The organism is Stygiolobus sp. CP850M (assembly GCF_037389425.1).
Lineage (GTDB): Archaea > Thermoproteota > Thermoprotei_A > Sulfolobales > Sulfolobaceae > Stygiolobus.
Genome location: NZ_JBBHKR010000062.1, coordinates 23,839 through 38,419 on the forward strand (window position 1 = coordinate 23,839; position 14,581 = coordinate 38,419).

General features: G+C 38.1%; 14 protein-coding genes. 11 read left to right on the plus strand and 3 right to left on the minus strand.

Annotation, left to right across the window (positions count from 1 at the left end; all coding sequences use genetic code 11):
- Window positions 1-20: 20 nt before the first annotated feature.
- From pcn to WIW89_RS06485, 4 genes are read left to right on the plus strand one after another with little or no spacing between them, the layout of a single operon-like run.
- A complete protein-coding gene (gene pcn, locus WIW89_RS06470; RefSeq protein ID WP_337700630.1) occupies window positions 21-761 on the plus strand; it encodes a proliferating cell nuclear antigen (pcna) in 741 nt (246 codons plus the stop codon).
- On the plus strand, window positions 761-1,735 hold the full coding sequence (locus WIW89_RS06475) for a 5-methyltetrahydropteroyltriglutamate--homocysteine methyltransferase (RefSeq protein ID WP_337720164.1): 975 nt from the start codon (window positions 761-763) through the stop codon (window positions 1,733-1,735). The genes pcn and WIW89_RS06475 overlap by 1 nt, the downstream gene beginning before the upstream one ends.
- On the plus strand, window positions 1,728-2,744 hold the full coding sequence (locus WIW89_RS06480) for a methionine synthase (protein WP_337720165.1): 1,017 nt from the start codon (window positions 1,728-1,730) through the stop codon (window positions 2,742-2,744). The genes WIW89_RS06475 and WIW89_RS06480 overlap by 8 nt, the downstream gene beginning before the upstream one ends.
- 5 nt (window positions 2,745-2,749) lie before the next feature.
- Entirely contained in the window at window positions 2,750-3,208 is a 459-nt protein-coding gene (locus WIW89_RS06485; protein WP_337700624.1) for a 30S ribosomal protein S15, read from the plus strand.
- On the opposite strand, the gene WIW89_RS06490 is transcribed toward WIW89_RS06485, so the two are convergent.
- The gene (locus WIW89_RS06490) at window positions 3,194-3,547 is read right to left on the minus strand and encodes a CbiX/SirB N-terminal domain-containing protein (protein ID WP_337700622.1); all 354 of its coding nucleotides are present in this window, start codon (window positions 3,545-3,547) and stop codon (window positions 3,194-3,196) included. The two genes, WIW89_RS06485 and WIW89_RS06490, sit on opposite strands and share 15 nt — an antisense overlap.
- A gap of 63 nt (window positions 3,548-3,610) precedes the next feature.
- Between WIW89_RS06490 and WIW89_RS06495 the strand changes: the two genes are divergently transcribed.
- Genes WIW89_RS06495 through WIW89_RS06520 form a run of 6 tightly spaced genes read left to right on the plus strand, consistent with a single transcriptional unit; the run spans window position 3,611 to window position 7,185 of the window.
- Window positions 3,611-4,252 carry a 30S ribosomal protein S6e gene (locus tag WIW89_RS06495; protein WP_337720166.1) on the plus strand — a complete coding sequence of 214 codons (642 nt, stop codon included), beginning with the start codon at window positions 3,611-3,613 and terminating at the stop codon, window positions 4,250-4,252.
- Window positions 4,253-4,260: 8 nt separating this feature from the next.
- The gene (locus WIW89_RS06500) at window positions 4,261-5,514 is read left to right on the plus strand and encodes a translation initiation factor IF-2 subunit gamma (protein ID WP_337720167.1); all 1,254 of its coding nucleotides are present in this window, start codon (window positions 4,261-4,263) and stop codon (window positions 5,512-5,514) included.
- A complete protein-coding gene (locus WIW89_RS06505) occupies window positions 5,493-5,912 on the plus strand; it encodes a PIN domain-containing protein (RefSeq protein WP_337708893.1) in 420 nt (139 codons plus the stop codon). The genes WIW89_RS06500 and WIW89_RS06505 overlap by 22 nt, the downstream gene beginning before the upstream one ends.
- 12 nt (window positions 5,913-5,924) lie before the next feature.
- Window positions 5,925-6,476 carry a DNA-directed RNA polymerase gene (locus WIW89_RS06510; RefSeq protein WP_337700614.1) on the plus strand — a complete coding sequence of 184 codons (552 nt, stop codon included), beginning with the start codon at window positions 5,925-5,927 and terminating at the stop codon, window positions 6,474-6,476.
- Window positions 6,476-6,676, plus strand: coding sequence for a transcription elongation factor subunit Spt4 (spt4, locus tag WIW89_RS06515; RefSeq protein WP_337720168.1), 201 nt, complete (start codon window positions 6,476-6,478; stop codon window positions 6,674-6,676). Before WIW89_RS06510 ends, spt4 begins: the two co-directional genes overlap by 1 nt.
- The gene (locus WIW89_RS06520; RefSeq protein WP_337720169.1) at window positions 6,649-7,185 is read left to right on the plus strand and encodes a GTP-dependent dephospho-CoA kinase family protein; all 537 of its coding nucleotides are present in this window, start codon (window positions 6,649-6,651) and stop codon (window positions 7,183-7,185) included. The genes spt4 and WIW89_RS06520 overlap by 28 nt, the downstream gene beginning before the upstream one ends.
- Before the next feature lie 64 nt (window positions 7,186-7,249).
- On the opposite strand, the gene WIW89_RS06525 is transcribed toward WIW89_RS06520, so the two are convergent.
- Both WIW89_RS06525 and WIW89_RS06530 read right to left on the minus strand, forming a co-directional pair.
- Entirely contained in the window at window positions 7,250-8,494 is a 1,245-nt protein-coding gene (locus WIW89_RS06525) for a 2,3-bisphosphoglycerate-independent phosphoglycerate mutase (protein WP_337700610.1), read from the minus strand.
- On the minus strand, window positions 8,491-10,746 hold the full coding sequence (locus WIW89_RS06530) for a CDC48 family AAA ATPase (protein ID WP_337720170.1): 2,256 nt from the start codon (window positions 10,744-10,746) through the stop codon (window positions 8,491-8,493). The genes WIW89_RS06525 and WIW89_RS06530 overlap by 4 nt, the downstream gene beginning before the upstream one ends.
- A gap of 97 nt (window positions 10,747-10,843) precedes the next feature.
- Here WIW89_RS06530 and rgy point away from each other — a divergent pair, with 97 nt between their 5' ends.
- Window positions 10,844-14,581: a reverse gyrase gene (rgy, locus tag WIW89_RS06535; protein WP_443296316.1), complete on the plus strand. Its 3,738-nt coding sequence runs from the start codon at window positions 10,844-10,846 to the stop codon at window positions 14,579-14,581.

Sequence of the window (14,581 nt, forward strand, 5' to 3'; positions counted from 1 at the left end):
TAAATAACTTAATTTATTTTATGCATGTATATTACGATGATGCACGAGACATAAAGGCTATTATACAAACTCTCACTAAGTTGGTTGATGAAGCTCTTTTTGAAATCAAACCAGAAGGTATAAAATTAACTGCTGTAGATAGGGCAAAAATATCTTTAATTAATATTGATTTACCTGCAGAAATGTTTAAAGAATATGAAGTTCAGGAAGAATACAAATTCGGATTTAACACTCAGTATATGTCGAAACTGATGAAAGCTGTGAAAGGAAAACAAGCAATTTCATTAGATGCAGATAACGAGGAGGTAGTAAAGTTGACTATTATAGGTGCTATAAATCGTGATTTCAATATAAGGAATATTCAAGTTTTACCCCCTGAAATACCAGAAGCCAATTTTGAGTTCGATGTAAAAGCTTCAATTTCCTCGAAAGGTCTGAAAACCGCTATCAGTGAGGTTTCACAAGTTAGTAAAGACAGTGTAACGATATATGCAACTGAAGAAAAAGTAGTAATCAGAGGAGGTGAAGAGAGTAAAGTAGAAAGTGAGTTTACAAAGGAGACCGGTGCTTTGGCTGACATAGAGTTTACTAAAGAGGCAACAGCTACTTATGACATTAATTACATTGACAACGTTTTACAGCTAACTAAACTGTCAGACTATACTAAGCTAGCCTTTTCGGATCAGAAACCTTTGCAAATGGAATTCAGCATGGAAGGAGGGGGGAAAGTTACTTATTTGCTTGCTCCTAAACTATCTTGATGGAGATCTATACAGCACTGGTGGGTAGCTATCCTAGATCTATAAAGATAGCCAAGATAATAACTAGATATAGAAACGGTAATGTCGAAGAGTCTAAAGTAATAGAAGAAATAGATAAATTTCAGAAAGATTTCTTCGGACTAATGGAGGAATATAAAGTAGACTATGTAACAGATGGAATGGTAGAATGGGACGATATAGTAGACTTAACCTACTCTTTTCTCAAGGGTGTTGAAAAGGGAGCGTTAGATAGATTTTTCGATAACAACTTCTACTATCGCCATATTGTAATTAAGTCTAAATTGGAGTACAGAGAATCTAATGATTACGTTAAGTACATGGAATTAGCAAAGAAGAATGTAAAGAAAAGTCTGAAATTAAAGGCTGTTATATTAGGGCCGCTGTCATTTACGTATATGTCCAAGAACGTGCACTATAAAGGCAAGACAGAAGATTTAATGATGGATTACTCCTACGTAGTAAACTCTTTACTTAAGGATACGGAAAAATACTATGACGCCGTGGAAATACATGAGCCTTATTTCTTTCAAGATAGAGTGAGAAAGCAAAGATTAGAGAACTTAAAGGAGTACTATAAGACAATGTTTAACGGAATAAATAAAGAAAAACACATTATCACATATTTCAACATAAAGTTCGACGTCATTGACGACTATTTTAAGTTACCAGTAGATGTTTACGGCTTTGATGTAACAGAGGATAACAAACCCATGATTGGAATGCTATACAATATCAGCAAAGATAGGCAAGTGTATTTCGGTGTTTTGGACTCAAGAAACACTAAGTTAGATAAGATCTCTACAATAAAGAGGATTGCAAATAACGCTAAAGAGAAGGGTATAACTAAATTAATCTTGGGGAATTCTACCTTCAACGATTTAATACCTGAGCTCATAGTAAAGAGAAAGTTTAAAATATTACAGAGGGCGAAGGAGATGATACTAAATGGATGAGCTCCCTATTTTACCAACTACGGTAATCGGTAGTTATCCAAGGCCCAAATGGTTAAGAGAAGCTATAAGACTATATCATCAAGGTAAACTTAACGAGCAAGATATGAAGGAAGCGTTTAATGATGCTGTGATAGCAGTGCTCAGAGACCATCAAAAAGCAGGAATAGATGTTCCTACAGATGGTGAGATGAGAAGAGATGAAATGGTAGAGTTCTTTGCGGAGAGACTAGGCGGTTTTAGGTTTTACGGCTTCGTTAGGGTATGGGGTGATCATTACTATAGGAAACCATCTGTAGTAGGTAAGATAACGTATAAAGAGCCTATGTTACTCGAAGAAGCCCTATTTGCTAAGGAAGCCAGTTACACTCCTTATCTGAAAGTAACGATTACCGGTCCTTATACAATAGCCGAGTGGTCTTACAATGAATACTACAAGAGTAAGAGAGATCTGGCATTCGATCTGGCAAAAGTACTTAACACTGAAATGAAAAAGCTAGTGGAGGCTGGAATAAAGGTCATCCAGGTTGATGAACCTGCTATCCACACTAGGAAGGATGAAGTAGAATGGGCAGTAGAAGCTGTAAATGAGTCTATTGAGGGAATTGGTGTTAAGGTCGTTATGCACGTGTGTTACGGTGAATATTCGTATCTAGAGCCTTATTTGGACAGATTAAAAGTTGACCAAATTAACCTAGCTCTGAAAAACTACAATTATGAACCAGTGAAACTTTTCGAGAAATGGGATGGTGAAATAGGAGTAGGAGTAATAGACGTTCATAACAGAAGGGTGGAGTCGCCTGAGGAAGTAGCTAATGATTTAAGAATGTTATTGGAACACTTTAAGCCAGAAAGAGTGTGGGTGAACCCCGACTGCGGACTGAAGCTTTTGCCTAGGTCTGTGGCTTTTCAAAAGATGGATAACATGGTGAAGGGTACATTAATAGTGAGAGAAGAACTTAAAAGAAAGGGTTATACTACTACTAATCTGAAACCATTGTTTAACAGGTGAATGACGTGAATAAGAAACGAGCTCATGGTCAAAGTCACTCTACTAGACCCGTCAGGACTGGAGCTCCTAAGTGGGTTAGGTTCACTAGGGAAGAAGTGGAGTTACTTATAGAAGAATTAGCTAAGAAAGGATATCCTCCAAGTATGATAGGGCTCATATTGAGAGACCAATACGGAGTACCACTAGTTAGGCAAATAGCTGGTAAAAAAGTAGTTCAGATATTAGAGGAGAAAGGTTTAGCACCTAAGATTCCAGAAGATTTATACAATTTAATAAAGAAGGCTGTTAACATAAGAAGACACTTGTTTGAGCATCCTAAGGATAAGAAAGCCAAGAGAGGGTTAGAGGAGACCGAGTCTAAGATAAGAAGATTAGTAAGGTACTACGTAGAGGTAGGTAAGTTACCTCAAGGATGGAGATACGAGCCTGAGAAAGCAGAACTTCTCGTTTCAGGAGCTCAATGATTTTTCCACTCTTTCTTTGAGAATTTCTGCAACCCTATGGTCTACTCCTATTGGCTCAGCGACTATTATTTTAACTTTATTTGACACTGATTGAAGCTGTTTAGGAATATCCCTCTTAAAGTGCGTTCCCGCAGCAAAAAGCAGTGGGACTACAACTATACTATCTACACCTTTTTCAATAAGCTTCTTAGCTGCGTCGGTGATACTAGGTTCGTTAAACTCGATGAACCCGTACTCGACTACTGAAAAATACTTTCTAAGTAAGTCAGCATACTTTATTGCAACTTCTTTCCACTCACTAACTTTACTTCCGTGTAAAACTAGTAATACGCCAATCATAGGTCAAATTATTAACTTCGATTTTATATACTTGTGTTTTGATTTAGCTTAAAGGGATAAAGAGTGCCTGACTTCAAGATTGTCATATCTGACCCGCAAACAAAAGAGCCTAACACAGCTAAGGTTAAAGTTAAAGTATCTGATGCAGTTCAGGTTAATCAGGGAGAGAAGGACGGAAAAGCAATACCCTCAGCCAAACTGAATGAGAAGACTAAACAAGATCTCGGTTTAGACCAGTTCGTGACAGTCGAGATAGAAAAGCAGGAGGGAGATAAAAAGTTAAAAATAAAGGGTCACTTTAAGGTCGAGGTAGATAACTCCGTCCCCCAAAATGAGATATGGATTTCACAGCAGATGGGAGAGAGATTCGGTGCTAATGAGTTTGAAGCAATAGCTTACAGAACTAAAGCCTTCCAGGTCTCAGTAGATCAATCAAAAGTCCCCAGTTTAATAGGGGCAAAAATAGGGGATGTAGTTGACGTAAACATATCCGGAGTACCCCTGAAACTTAAGATAACCGGTGGGTCAGATAACTCAGGCTTCCCGATGAGATTTGACGTTCAAGGTGGTGCTAAAAGGAGGCTGTTACTGAGCTCCCCTCCCGGTTTCTATCCTACTGAAGACGGTATGAGAAAGAAGAAGACCGTTCGCGGAAATATGATCACTGCTGAAATAGTTCAGGTTAATACTATATTAGTTAGGTGAAAAAACTTTTGTCTTGGCCACAAGTTCAGCCAGAAGTAAACATAGGTGTAGTAGGTCACGTTGATCACGGTAAGACTACTTTAGTTCAAGCTATTACTGGAATATGGACTTCAAAACACTCAGAGGAATTAAAAAGAGGAATGACAATCAAGTTAGGTTACGCTGAAGCAAATATAGGATTTTGTGAGAGTTGTAAAGTTCCAGAGGCGTATGTTACTGAGCCCTCATGTGCACATTGTGGTAGTACTGAAGAGCCTAAGTTTCTGAGAAAAGTTTCTTTCATTGACGCTCCAGGTCACGAAGTCCTAATGGCTACTATGTTGTCTGGAGCGGCTCTGATGGATGGTGCTATTTTAGTTGTAGCTGCAAACGAACCTTTTCCTCAGCCTCAAACTAGAGAACATTTTTTTGCGCTAGGTATTATAAATATTAAAAACCTAATTATTGTTCAAAACAAGGTCGATGTAGTACCTAAGGAGGAGGCTATAAAACAATACAAACAAATCAGGGGGTTCCTTAAGGGGACATGGGCGGAAGGTGCACCAATAATACCTGTAAGTGCTCTTCACAAAATAAATATTGATGCATTAATTGAAAGTATACAAAAATACATACCTACACCAGAGAGGGACTTATCTAAACCTCCTATAATGTTAGTAATAAGGAGTTTCGATGTTAATAAGCCTGGAACATCTTATAATGAGTTAAAAGGAGGTGTATTAGGAGGCAGTATAATACAAGGTAAATTAGAGGTAGGAGACGAGATAAAAGTATTACCAGGTGTTAGAATAGAGAAGTCTGGTGGTAAAGTAGAGTATCAGCCCTTGTATTCAAGAATAACTTCCATTAGGTTCTCAGACCTTGAAGTAAAGGAGGCAAAACCAGGTGGATTGATGGCAATAGGTACTGAATTAGATCCCTCTTATGTTAAAGCCGATAGCTTAGTTGGAAACGTTGTAGTGAAAGCCAACCATGATGTACCCGTACTTTTTGACATGGTCATTGAAGACTATCAGCTTTTAGAACGGGTAGTAGGCAGTAAAGAACTGATAAAAGTAGATAATTTAAAACCGAAGGAAACGATCATGATCACTATAGGTTCTTCAACTACACTTGGTGTAATTAAGTCCATAAAATCGAATAGGATAGAAGTTGAGCTTAAGAGACCTATTGTGGCGTGGGATAAAGGTCTTAGAGCTGTGATAAGTAGACAGATAGGAGGAAGATGGAGATTAGTGGGATGGGGTCTAATCAATTTCTGAAGATTCTCGTAGATACAAATATTCTGTTATATGTTTACGATAGGTTTGACCCATTTGAAAGAGTTGTTCGGTTTTTAGATTATAAACCGGCTTTTTATCTAACTAAATCTGTCTTAAAAGAGTTAAGAAAATTAGCCGAAGTAGGCGGTCCTTTAATGCAAATGAAAGTTCAAGTTGCGTTAAAGTATCTAGACGCGTATAGAAATTATTGGAGTGAGATAGATGAGGAGGACAATAATATTGACGTGGATACTCACTTGCTAAAGGTAAGTAAGAAATATGATATGGCGATATTTACGAACGATTTATCTTTAAGACGAAGAGCATTAAAAATGGGTATAAAAGTTTTATACCTTAGGCAGAAGAGTAAAAATATAAGTCTTAGTTTTATTATCTAGTCTGATACCTCTATGTTTAAACTCATTAAAGCCAAGGGTATCGTTAGAATACCTCCAGACTACTTCGGTCAGCCTATCGATGATGTCGCGTTACAAATTCTGAGACAAGAATACCAAGAAAAAGTATTAAAGGATATCGGACTTGTACTCGGCGTGTTTGATGCTAAAGCAAACGAGGAAGGATATATAATCTTCGGAGACGGCGCAACTTACCATGAGGTAGAGTTCAATATGTTAGTTTATGCACCAATGATGCATGAAATAGTTGAAGGTGAGGTGAATCAAGTAGATAACTATGGTATATACGTCAATATAGGTCCGGTTGACGGTCTAGTTCATATATCACAAATAACTGACGATAACCTGAAATTTGATCAAAATAGAGGTATTCTTATAGGAGAGAGGTCTAAGAAGGTCATTCAGAAGGGAGATAGAGTGAGAGCACGGATAATTAGCATATCAGTAGGAGGTTCTAGAATGCCAAGGATAGCCCTAACAATGAAGCAACCATTCTTAGGTAAACTAGAGTGGATAAACCAAGAACTCTCAAAGGCGAGTAAGTGATGCCAGAAAAGAAGATATTCAAGGCTTGTAAAAATTGTAGAGCACTAGTACCCATGGAGACAGCTACATGCCCTATCTGTAACTCAACGTCTTTCAGTGAGGATTGGAGCGGGATGGTTATCATAATAAGCCAAGATTCTGAAGTAGCAAAGGTCTTTGGGGCATCGACACCGTGGAGATACGCGATTACAGTCAAGTAGATTATTGTTTTATTTTACCTCAAGAACTGAGAAACCAATTGGCAAAACCGTACGGTATTCTTTTCGCAAACAATGCCGAACTTCTCCACTTTCTTAGATCTAGGAAAAACTCGAGAATAATAACAGTTGGTGATGTTGTAACTAAGACTGTATTAGACCTTAACTTAACTCCTTTTCTGTCATTAGTAGACGGAAAAACTAGGCGTAAGTTTAATATTGAAAAGAGGACAGTCATGGAAAGGGTAAAAAACGAAGCCGGGCTGATAAGGTTATCAGCAATTTCGAAAATTAAAGAACTGCTTGAGATTGACTCGGATGCTAGTAAGGTCGTGTATGTGGAGGGTGAAGAGGATTTATTAGTAATTCCAATAGTAATTTACGGAAAAGACGGAGATATTATACTTTATGGTCAACCGTATGCAGGAGCCGTTGTCCTAATAATAGACGATCTAATAAGAAGAAGAGTAATGGAAATCTTCACCAAGTTTAGTATAGTTAAGTGTGAATAAAAACATCCGACCTGCGCGGGCTCATCACTTGTCAGCCCTTTCGAGCTTCTTCATCTTTGTTTCTTTACGCACCGTATTTTTCTGCTCTATAAGAGTAGTTAAGTAATAAGTTCATTACATCAAGCCCCCTTATTCTTAGAGTTCCCTTTCGAGCTTCTCTTTCGTTGAAGTCCTTAACGTCATCGAAGACTAAATTACTATAGGGTATATAGAGCATAAACGGTACTGGATCCCCCGTGTGTTCTCTAACTTCTACTGGTGTGGCATGATCTCCAGTTATTGCAATTACTATCTCACTTCCAAATCTATCAAGAATTTTTCCGATCATTTTGTCAATCATCTCTATAGCATATTTTTTACCTTCCACATTTCCGTCATGAGAAGCTGCGTCCGTAGCCTTTAAGTGCAAAAAGACGAAGTCGTAGTCGTTCAGCAATTTCGCAGCCTCCTCTGCCTTACCGATGTAATTGGTGTCCAATCCTCCGGTGGCCCCAACTGGGGTCACTACTTTCATTCCTAACTGCTCGCATATTCCCTTAATTAACGCAGTTGCAGAAACTGCTGCAGCCTTCAGCTTAGTGTAGCTTTCGAACGCGGGTAATTCTTCGTACTCCGAAGCTCCTCTTAGTAAGATAATATTAGCCGGTAGTTCTCCCTTTTCTATTCTCTTCTTGTTATACTCAGATTGTGAAAGGACTTCGTAAATCCTCTTCGTAAGTTTATTTACTATCTCGGCTGTCCTTTTTGCTGCATCACTATTTGTTAGTGGGCTGCTATCAAGAACTTTTTTACCGACTTCATGGGGGTCTGTGTCGGATATTTTATCGCTCAGACCCTTACCTCTCAATACTACAGCTACTCTATGTTCTGTACCGTGGAAGAACTTCACTTCAACTCCATCGATCTCTTTTATTTTCTCGTTGAGCTCTCTTACGAGGTCTTCAGCCTCTTCTATCTTTCTACCAGCCCTCCTATCCTTAACTACGAACTCGTTGTCTACTGTTGCAAAATTACCCCTAAAAGCTACATCTCCTCCTTTTAACCTAGCCCCAGCCCCTATAGCTTCAAATGCTCCTCTTCCTTTGTAGAACTTTTTTGGATCTAGGCCAAATATAGAAAGATGGGAAGTGTCACTTCCTGCAACTACACCCGGTGAAATAGGATCCATCAGACCGACCAGTGAAGATTTAAGCAACTCCCTCACAGTAGGTTTGTCTACAGCTTCTAAAGGTGTCTTATAATTCAACTTACTTACTGGTCTGTCACCTAATCCGTCGGCAATGAAAAGAAGAATCTTGTAGTGTTTCATGCTATCGACCTCTTCAATTCCTTAGCCATTCTCTCATATCTTTGTATATCAGCTTGGGTTACACTAGCTCTCACTATCTCAAGTGCCTTCATGAAATCTGATTTAGTTACTTTAACTTGTGCTTTATTATTCATACATTCTCTCATATTCTTTAAGTAACATTCTTCACTATTATCTTTACCTTGGCAAGAATTTCTAACTTGTTGGTCACAATCTCTATAAGCTTGCCTCATGGCGTTAATTGTAGCTTCTCTCACTAAAGCCTCTAAGTCTGCTCCAGTATATCCTTCCGTCTTTTCGGCTATCTCCTCTAATGTTACGTCTTCGGCTAGTGGGACGTTCTTTGTGTGTACTTTTAGTATTTCTAGTCTTGCTTTTTTGTCTGGTGGTGGTACGTAGATTAGTCTGTCGAATCTACCTGGTCTGAGTAATGCAGGGTCTAAGATATCAGGCCTATTAGTAGCAGCAATAACAACAACCTTATTAAGTGGTACGATACCGTCCATTTCAGCTAATAGCTGGTTGACTATTCTTTCAGTAACACCACTGTCGTGAGCAAATCCTCTCATTGGTGCTATTGCGTCTATTTCGTCGAAGAATATTACTGTTGGTGCTGCTTGTCTTGCTTTTCTGAATATTTCTCTTATTGCTTTTTCGCTTTCTCCTACCCATTTTGATAGTACTTCTGGTCCTCTTACTGCTATGAAGTTTGCTCCGCTTTCTGTTGCTACTGCTTTTGCCAGCATTGTTTTACCAGTCCCAGGTGGGCCGAATAAAAGAATACCCTTAGGCGGAGTTATACCGCTCTTTGTAAATAACTCTGGGAACCTTAGAGGCCACTCAGCAGCTTCGCGGAGCTGTTGTTTGACATCGTCTAACCCACCTATATCTGACCATCTGACCTTCGGAACTTCTACATAAACCTCACGTAGTAATGAAGGCTGTATACTTTTCATTGCATCTAAGAAGTCTTGCATTGTCACTTTCAATTCCTTTAATATATCAGCAGGAATAGTTTGCTGTTCTAAGTTCAGTTTCTTCTCTTGTATAAATCTTCTCAAAGCTGATATAGCTGCCTCCTTAGCTAATGCTGCTAGATCAGCTCCAGTATATCCGTACGTCATTTCAGCTAACTTATCAAGGTCTACATCTTCTCCTAAAGGCATATTTCTGGTGTGTACTTGTAATATCTCTTTCCTTCCCTTGGTATCAGGTGGTCTTATTTCAATCTCTCTATCGAATCTCCCAGGCCTTCTAAGAGCTGGGTCAATATCGTCTGGTCTGTTAGTAGCTCCAATGACTATTACTTTTCCTCTACCTTTTATTCCGTCCATTAATGTCAGAAGTTGTGCTACTACTCTCTTTTCTACTTCTCCGGTCACCTCTTCTCTTTTAGGTGCTATTGCGTCTATTTCATCAATGAATATAATCGCAGGTGCGTTTTTCTCAGCCTCTTGGAATATCTCTCTTAATCTTTGTTCGCTCTCGCCATAGAACTTACTCATAATTTCAGGCCCGTTAATAGTAATAAAGTAAGCTCCGATCTCGTTGGCTAATGCCCTTGCTAGTAAAGTTTTTCCTACACCTGGAGGACCGTAAAGAAGAATTCCTTTAGGTGGTTCAATACCCAACCTCTGGAATAGCTCAGGATGTCTCATAGGCCACTCGGCAATTTCCCTTATCTTCTGCTTAGCTTCTTCTAAATCTCCTATATCTTCCCAAGTTACTCTAGGATAACTTGTACTCCCTTCTTTCACCGGTTCTTCCTTAATTTCTACATTCGTGTCAGGAGTTATGTGCACATAATTTGATGGTTGCGTACTTATTACTACCAACTCTACGATTCCAGTGTAAACAGGGATAGGAATTATGTCACCTTTAGTTACCGGTTTGTCTATTAATTGATCCTTAACATACTCTACAAAACTATAATCGAAACGTATGGGTTGGGTTGGTGCTAAAACTACTTTATTTGCAGCTGTTACATTAGCCCTTCTTACTATAACTTCATCCCCAATCCCCACACCAATATTCTTTCTGACATATCCGTCGATCCTGATTTCGTCATCGTCAATATCATCAGATGCTGGAAAAGCTTGCATTACGGTAGTAGCGTTAGGGCCGGACACTTCAATGTAATCACCAAACTGAACTCCTAACTTTGCCATAGCCCTTTCTGATAACCTAGCGATCTTCTTTCCTACGTCTCTTTGTCTCGCTTCGCTTACTTTAAACTTCAAACTTTGGCTCATATTGTGATGTGATCATATTTTCGTTATTAAATAAGCTATCTGTGCCTTTAAGGCACCAAGTAGTAGATATTTAAATATCTAACTAATTTAGTGAATAATGAGTATAAACTTGAGGGAGATTCCCCCATCTATATATAAGTCGAGTTGCCCGAATTGTGGAGGAGCTATTTCATCTTCCAGACTGAGTAAAGGTTCAGTATGTACTAGGTGTTTTTCTAATGATGAGGCTGAATTTCACAGCCTAAACGACTTGATAAAAGCTTTGAAAAGTGCTAGTACTTTGAGCAAGCTTTCAAAGGAAAGTGAGATTCTGTCCGAATTTAATGTGTTTAGTGAAATATTCAGAACAGCCATAGGTTATCCCCCTTATGGTCCCCAGAAGAGTTGGATCATAAGACTCTTACGAAATGACAGTTTCGCAATTATAGCTCCACCCGGTTTAGGAAAGACTACCTTCGGTCTAGTCGCTTCATTATATTATGCAAATAAAAAGAAGAAATCCATAATAATATTTCCAACCAAGAGTCTAGTTAAACAAGCACTTGATAAACTGTCGACTTTTTCCTCTAATTCTGGTATAGAAGCAAAAATAATATATTATCACTCAGGTCTTACAGAGTCACAAAGGCAAGAGCTTAATAAGAGTTTGTATTCGAATGAGTTCGACATTTTCATCTCAACTAATCGTTTTGTGATAGATCATATAGATAGTTTATCTAATCTAAAATACGACTTTCTATTTGTAGATGACGTTGATACTGCACTGAAATCTAGTAAAAGTGCACGAGCGGTTTTACGCCTTGTGGGATTTTCGCAAGATGCGATGGACAAAGTCAGGGAACTGATGAAAGTTAAGGATACAGACATTCTGTTCTCTGAAGTAGAAAAAATCAGGAAAGGAATTGTAGGAAACAAAACTGTGGTTTTCTCTTCAGCAACACTAACTAAGGGTAACCCCGTTTTCTCCCTACTTATGGGTTTTAAGCCTGGAAGCTCAGTAATATATTTGCGAAAAATAATCGATGCTTATACTGAATTACCCACTAACGATAATGAAGTTATAAGATTGTTAAAAGAGTTATTATCGAGGCTCGGCAGTGGTGGTCTTATATTCGTCCCAGTTGATAAGGGTCAAGAATATGCTAAGTTTTTAGAGGAAAGTCTTTCAAAAGATTTTAGCATAGCAGCGGTTGCTTCATCGAGCACTTCTAAAATAGAGGAATTTGCTGAAGGTAAGATTGATATCCTTATAGGCTCAACAACTCATTATGGTATCTTAGTAAGGGGAATTGATTTACCGTGGAGAATTAAATATGCAATATTCGTAGGAATTCCGAAATTCAAGTTCAGAATAGGAGAGACTATAAATCTAGTTACTTTAAGTAGAATTCTAAGTATAATTGCTCTCATTACTAAGGATCAGGAGATCATTAGACTAGCTGGTCGCATTAGACGAAAGATCAGGAGATTATCTCCAGCAGCTCTCGCATTGTTAAGTCAACAAGCCAGAGAGGGAAAACTAGAGGATGACACACTAATAAAGGCTTATGGGATTGTTAACTCTTATCTCCAGAACGAGGATATTCTTAAGAAAATAAGTGAAACGGGAGATTTTGTAATCTCGAACGGAAATATATTAATTCCAGATTACTTAACTTATATACAAGCTAGCGGGAGAACATCTAGAATTTATGGTGGAGATCTGACAACTGGCCTTTCAATACTGCTAGTAGACGATAGAAACTTATTTGAAATATTTAATAGAAAGATTTCCTTAATACTAGATGAAATAAACTGGAAGGAACTTGATTTAAATTCATGGAAGATAGGAAATGTAGAACTGTCTGAGATCATTAATGGTATTAACGAAGAAAGAGAGAAGATACTCAAGATCAAGAAAGAAGGAGGTATTACTCCCTTACTCGGAAAGGTTAAAACAGTACTATTAATTGTGGAATCGCCGAATAAGGCTAAAACCATATCTAATTTCTTTTCAAGACCCAGTACTAGGCAAGTAGGAAATCTTAGGGTTTACGAAACAGTTCTGGAGGATAAGATTCTAATGGTAACCGCGTCTGGCGGACATGTTTACGATCTCACAACTGATAACATAGGAATTTATGGAGTAGATGTCAAAATAAGTGAAGATGGTTCAGCGCTATTTCTACCTTACTATAACACAATTAAAAGGTGTAAAAACGGTCATCAATTCACTGATTATGATAAAGGTGGTAAGTGTCCTAAATGCGGGACTACTGATATCATTACGGATAAGACGTATACAGTAGAAAATCTAAGAAAACTATCTTTAGAAGTTGACGAAATATTAATAGGAACTGATCCTGACACAGAGGGAGAGAAAATAGCTTGGGATTTGTACTTAGCGTTGAGACCTTATAACAATAATATTAGGAGAGCTGAATTCCATGAAGTTACAAGAAGGGCTATTATTCAAGCTATATCTAGCCCTAGAGAATTTAACGTGAACCTCGTGGAGTCTCAAATAGTAAGGAGAATAGAAGACAGATGGATAGGATTTAAACTTTCTCAAAAGGTTCAAACTGAGTTCTGGCCGAAATATTGTACAGAAGAAAAAGAAAGAGCTAGAAGCAAGTACTACAATCAGAGTACAGATTGTTCAGAGAACAGAAACTTAAGTGCTGGCAGAGTTCAGACACCAGTACTTAACTGGATAGTAACTAGATACGATGAGTATAACAAGACTAAAACTAGGGTCTATTACGGAAGAATAAAAGGGCTCGAGGATATAACTTTCTATGTCCAAAGGCAAGAAGGAGTTAGAAAGAACAACGTCGTTACAGTAACATTTAAGGAAATAAGTGAGGTAATTGAGGACTTCGGACCTTTACCCCCCTATACTACTGATACTCTACTTTCAGATGCCAACAATTTCTTCGGGCTATCTGCTCCAGAAACAATGAGGATTGCACAAGACCTATTCGAACTAGGTCTGATAACATACCACAGAACCGATAGTACAAGAATCTCTAACGTAGGAATATCAATAGCTGAAAACTATCTTAAGCAAGTTCTAGGTCAGAATTATGAAAAGGTATTCAAACCGAGGACTTGGGGAGAAGGCGGCGCTCATGAAGGAATAAGGCCAACTAAGCCCTTAGATGTGGATCAGCTTAGACTCATGATTGAGGATGGAGACTTAGAGTTAGCTAAACCCCTTACGTCTAACCATTTCAAGGTTTACGATCTTGTGTTCAGGAGGTTCATATCTAGTCAAATTGTCCCCTTAAAAGTTATAAAAGAGGTTGTAAAGTTTGAAATTAAAGATGAAGAGGGGAATCCCATACCACTAGAACAGAATTATGTGGAGTTAGTAACGAATTACTCCCTTCCGGTACAAATAGATAATATAACGAAGTTTATCTATCAGCCCGTAAGACGCCTATCTAAGTCATTGGTTTCAAGGTTGAAAGATCTTGGCTGTGAATCATTACCTTGTGATTTCGGTTTGTCTTTAGAAGGTTCGTTCTTGAGGAGTAAGGTAAATTTATATACTCAAGCTGATTTGGTCATAGAAATGAAAAATAAAGAGATCGGAAGGCCTAGCACTTATGCGACGATTATCAATACGATTCTTAAGAGGCGTTATGCGATAGAAAGTAAAAAAACTAAGAAAATGATTCCTACATCTTTAGGTAAGGCTGTAAATAAATATTTAAATGAAAAGTACGGTAAGTTTGTATCAGAAGAGAGAACAAGAAAGTTACTTCAGCTGATGGATATGATTGAAGCTGGTAAAGAGAGATATGACTATGTACTAAAACAAATATATGAAGAAATAAATGAAATTAGGTGA

Bases quoted from the DNA above. Each gene is read 5' to 3' on its own strand.
- pcn (WP_337700630.1), top strand. From the start codon at position 21: ATGCATGTATATTACGATGATGCACGAGACATAAAGGCTATTATACAA.
- WIW89_RS06475 (WP_337720164.1), top strand. From the start codon at position 761: ATGGAGATCTATACAGCACTGGTGGGTAGCTATCCTAGATCTATAAAG.
- WIW89_RS06480 (WP_337720165.1), top strand. From the start codon at position 1,728: ATGGATGAGCTCCCTATTTTACCAACTACGGTAATCGGTAGTTATCCA.
- WIW89_RS06490 (WP_337700622.1), bottom strand. From the start codon at position 3,547: ATGATTGGCGTATTACTAGTTTTACACGGAAGTAAAGTTAGTGAGTGG.
- WIW89_RS06505 (WP_337708893.1), top strand. From the start codon at position 5,493: ATGGGGTCTAATCAATTTCTGAAGATTCTCGTAGATACAAATATTCTG.
- WIW89_RS06510 (WP_337700614.1), top strand. From the start codon at position 5,925: ATGTTTAAACTCATTAAAGCCAAGGGTATCGTTAGAATACCTCCAGAC.
- spt4 (WP_337720168.1), top strand. From the start codon at position 6,476: ATGCCAGAAAAGAAGATATTCAAGGCTTGTAAAAATTGTAGAGCACTA.
- WIW89_RS06525 (WP_337700610.1), bottom strand. From the start codon at position 8,494: ATGAAACACTACAAGATTCTTCTTTTCATTGCCGACGGATTAGGTGAC.
- WIW89_RS06530 (WP_337720170.1), bottom strand. From the start codon at position 10,746: ATGAGCCAAAGTTTGAAGTTTAAAGTAAGCGAAGCGAGACAAAGAGAC.
- rgy (WP_443296316.1), top strand. From the start codon at position 10,844: ATGAGTATAAACTTGAGGGAGATTCCCCCATCTATATATAAGTCGAGT.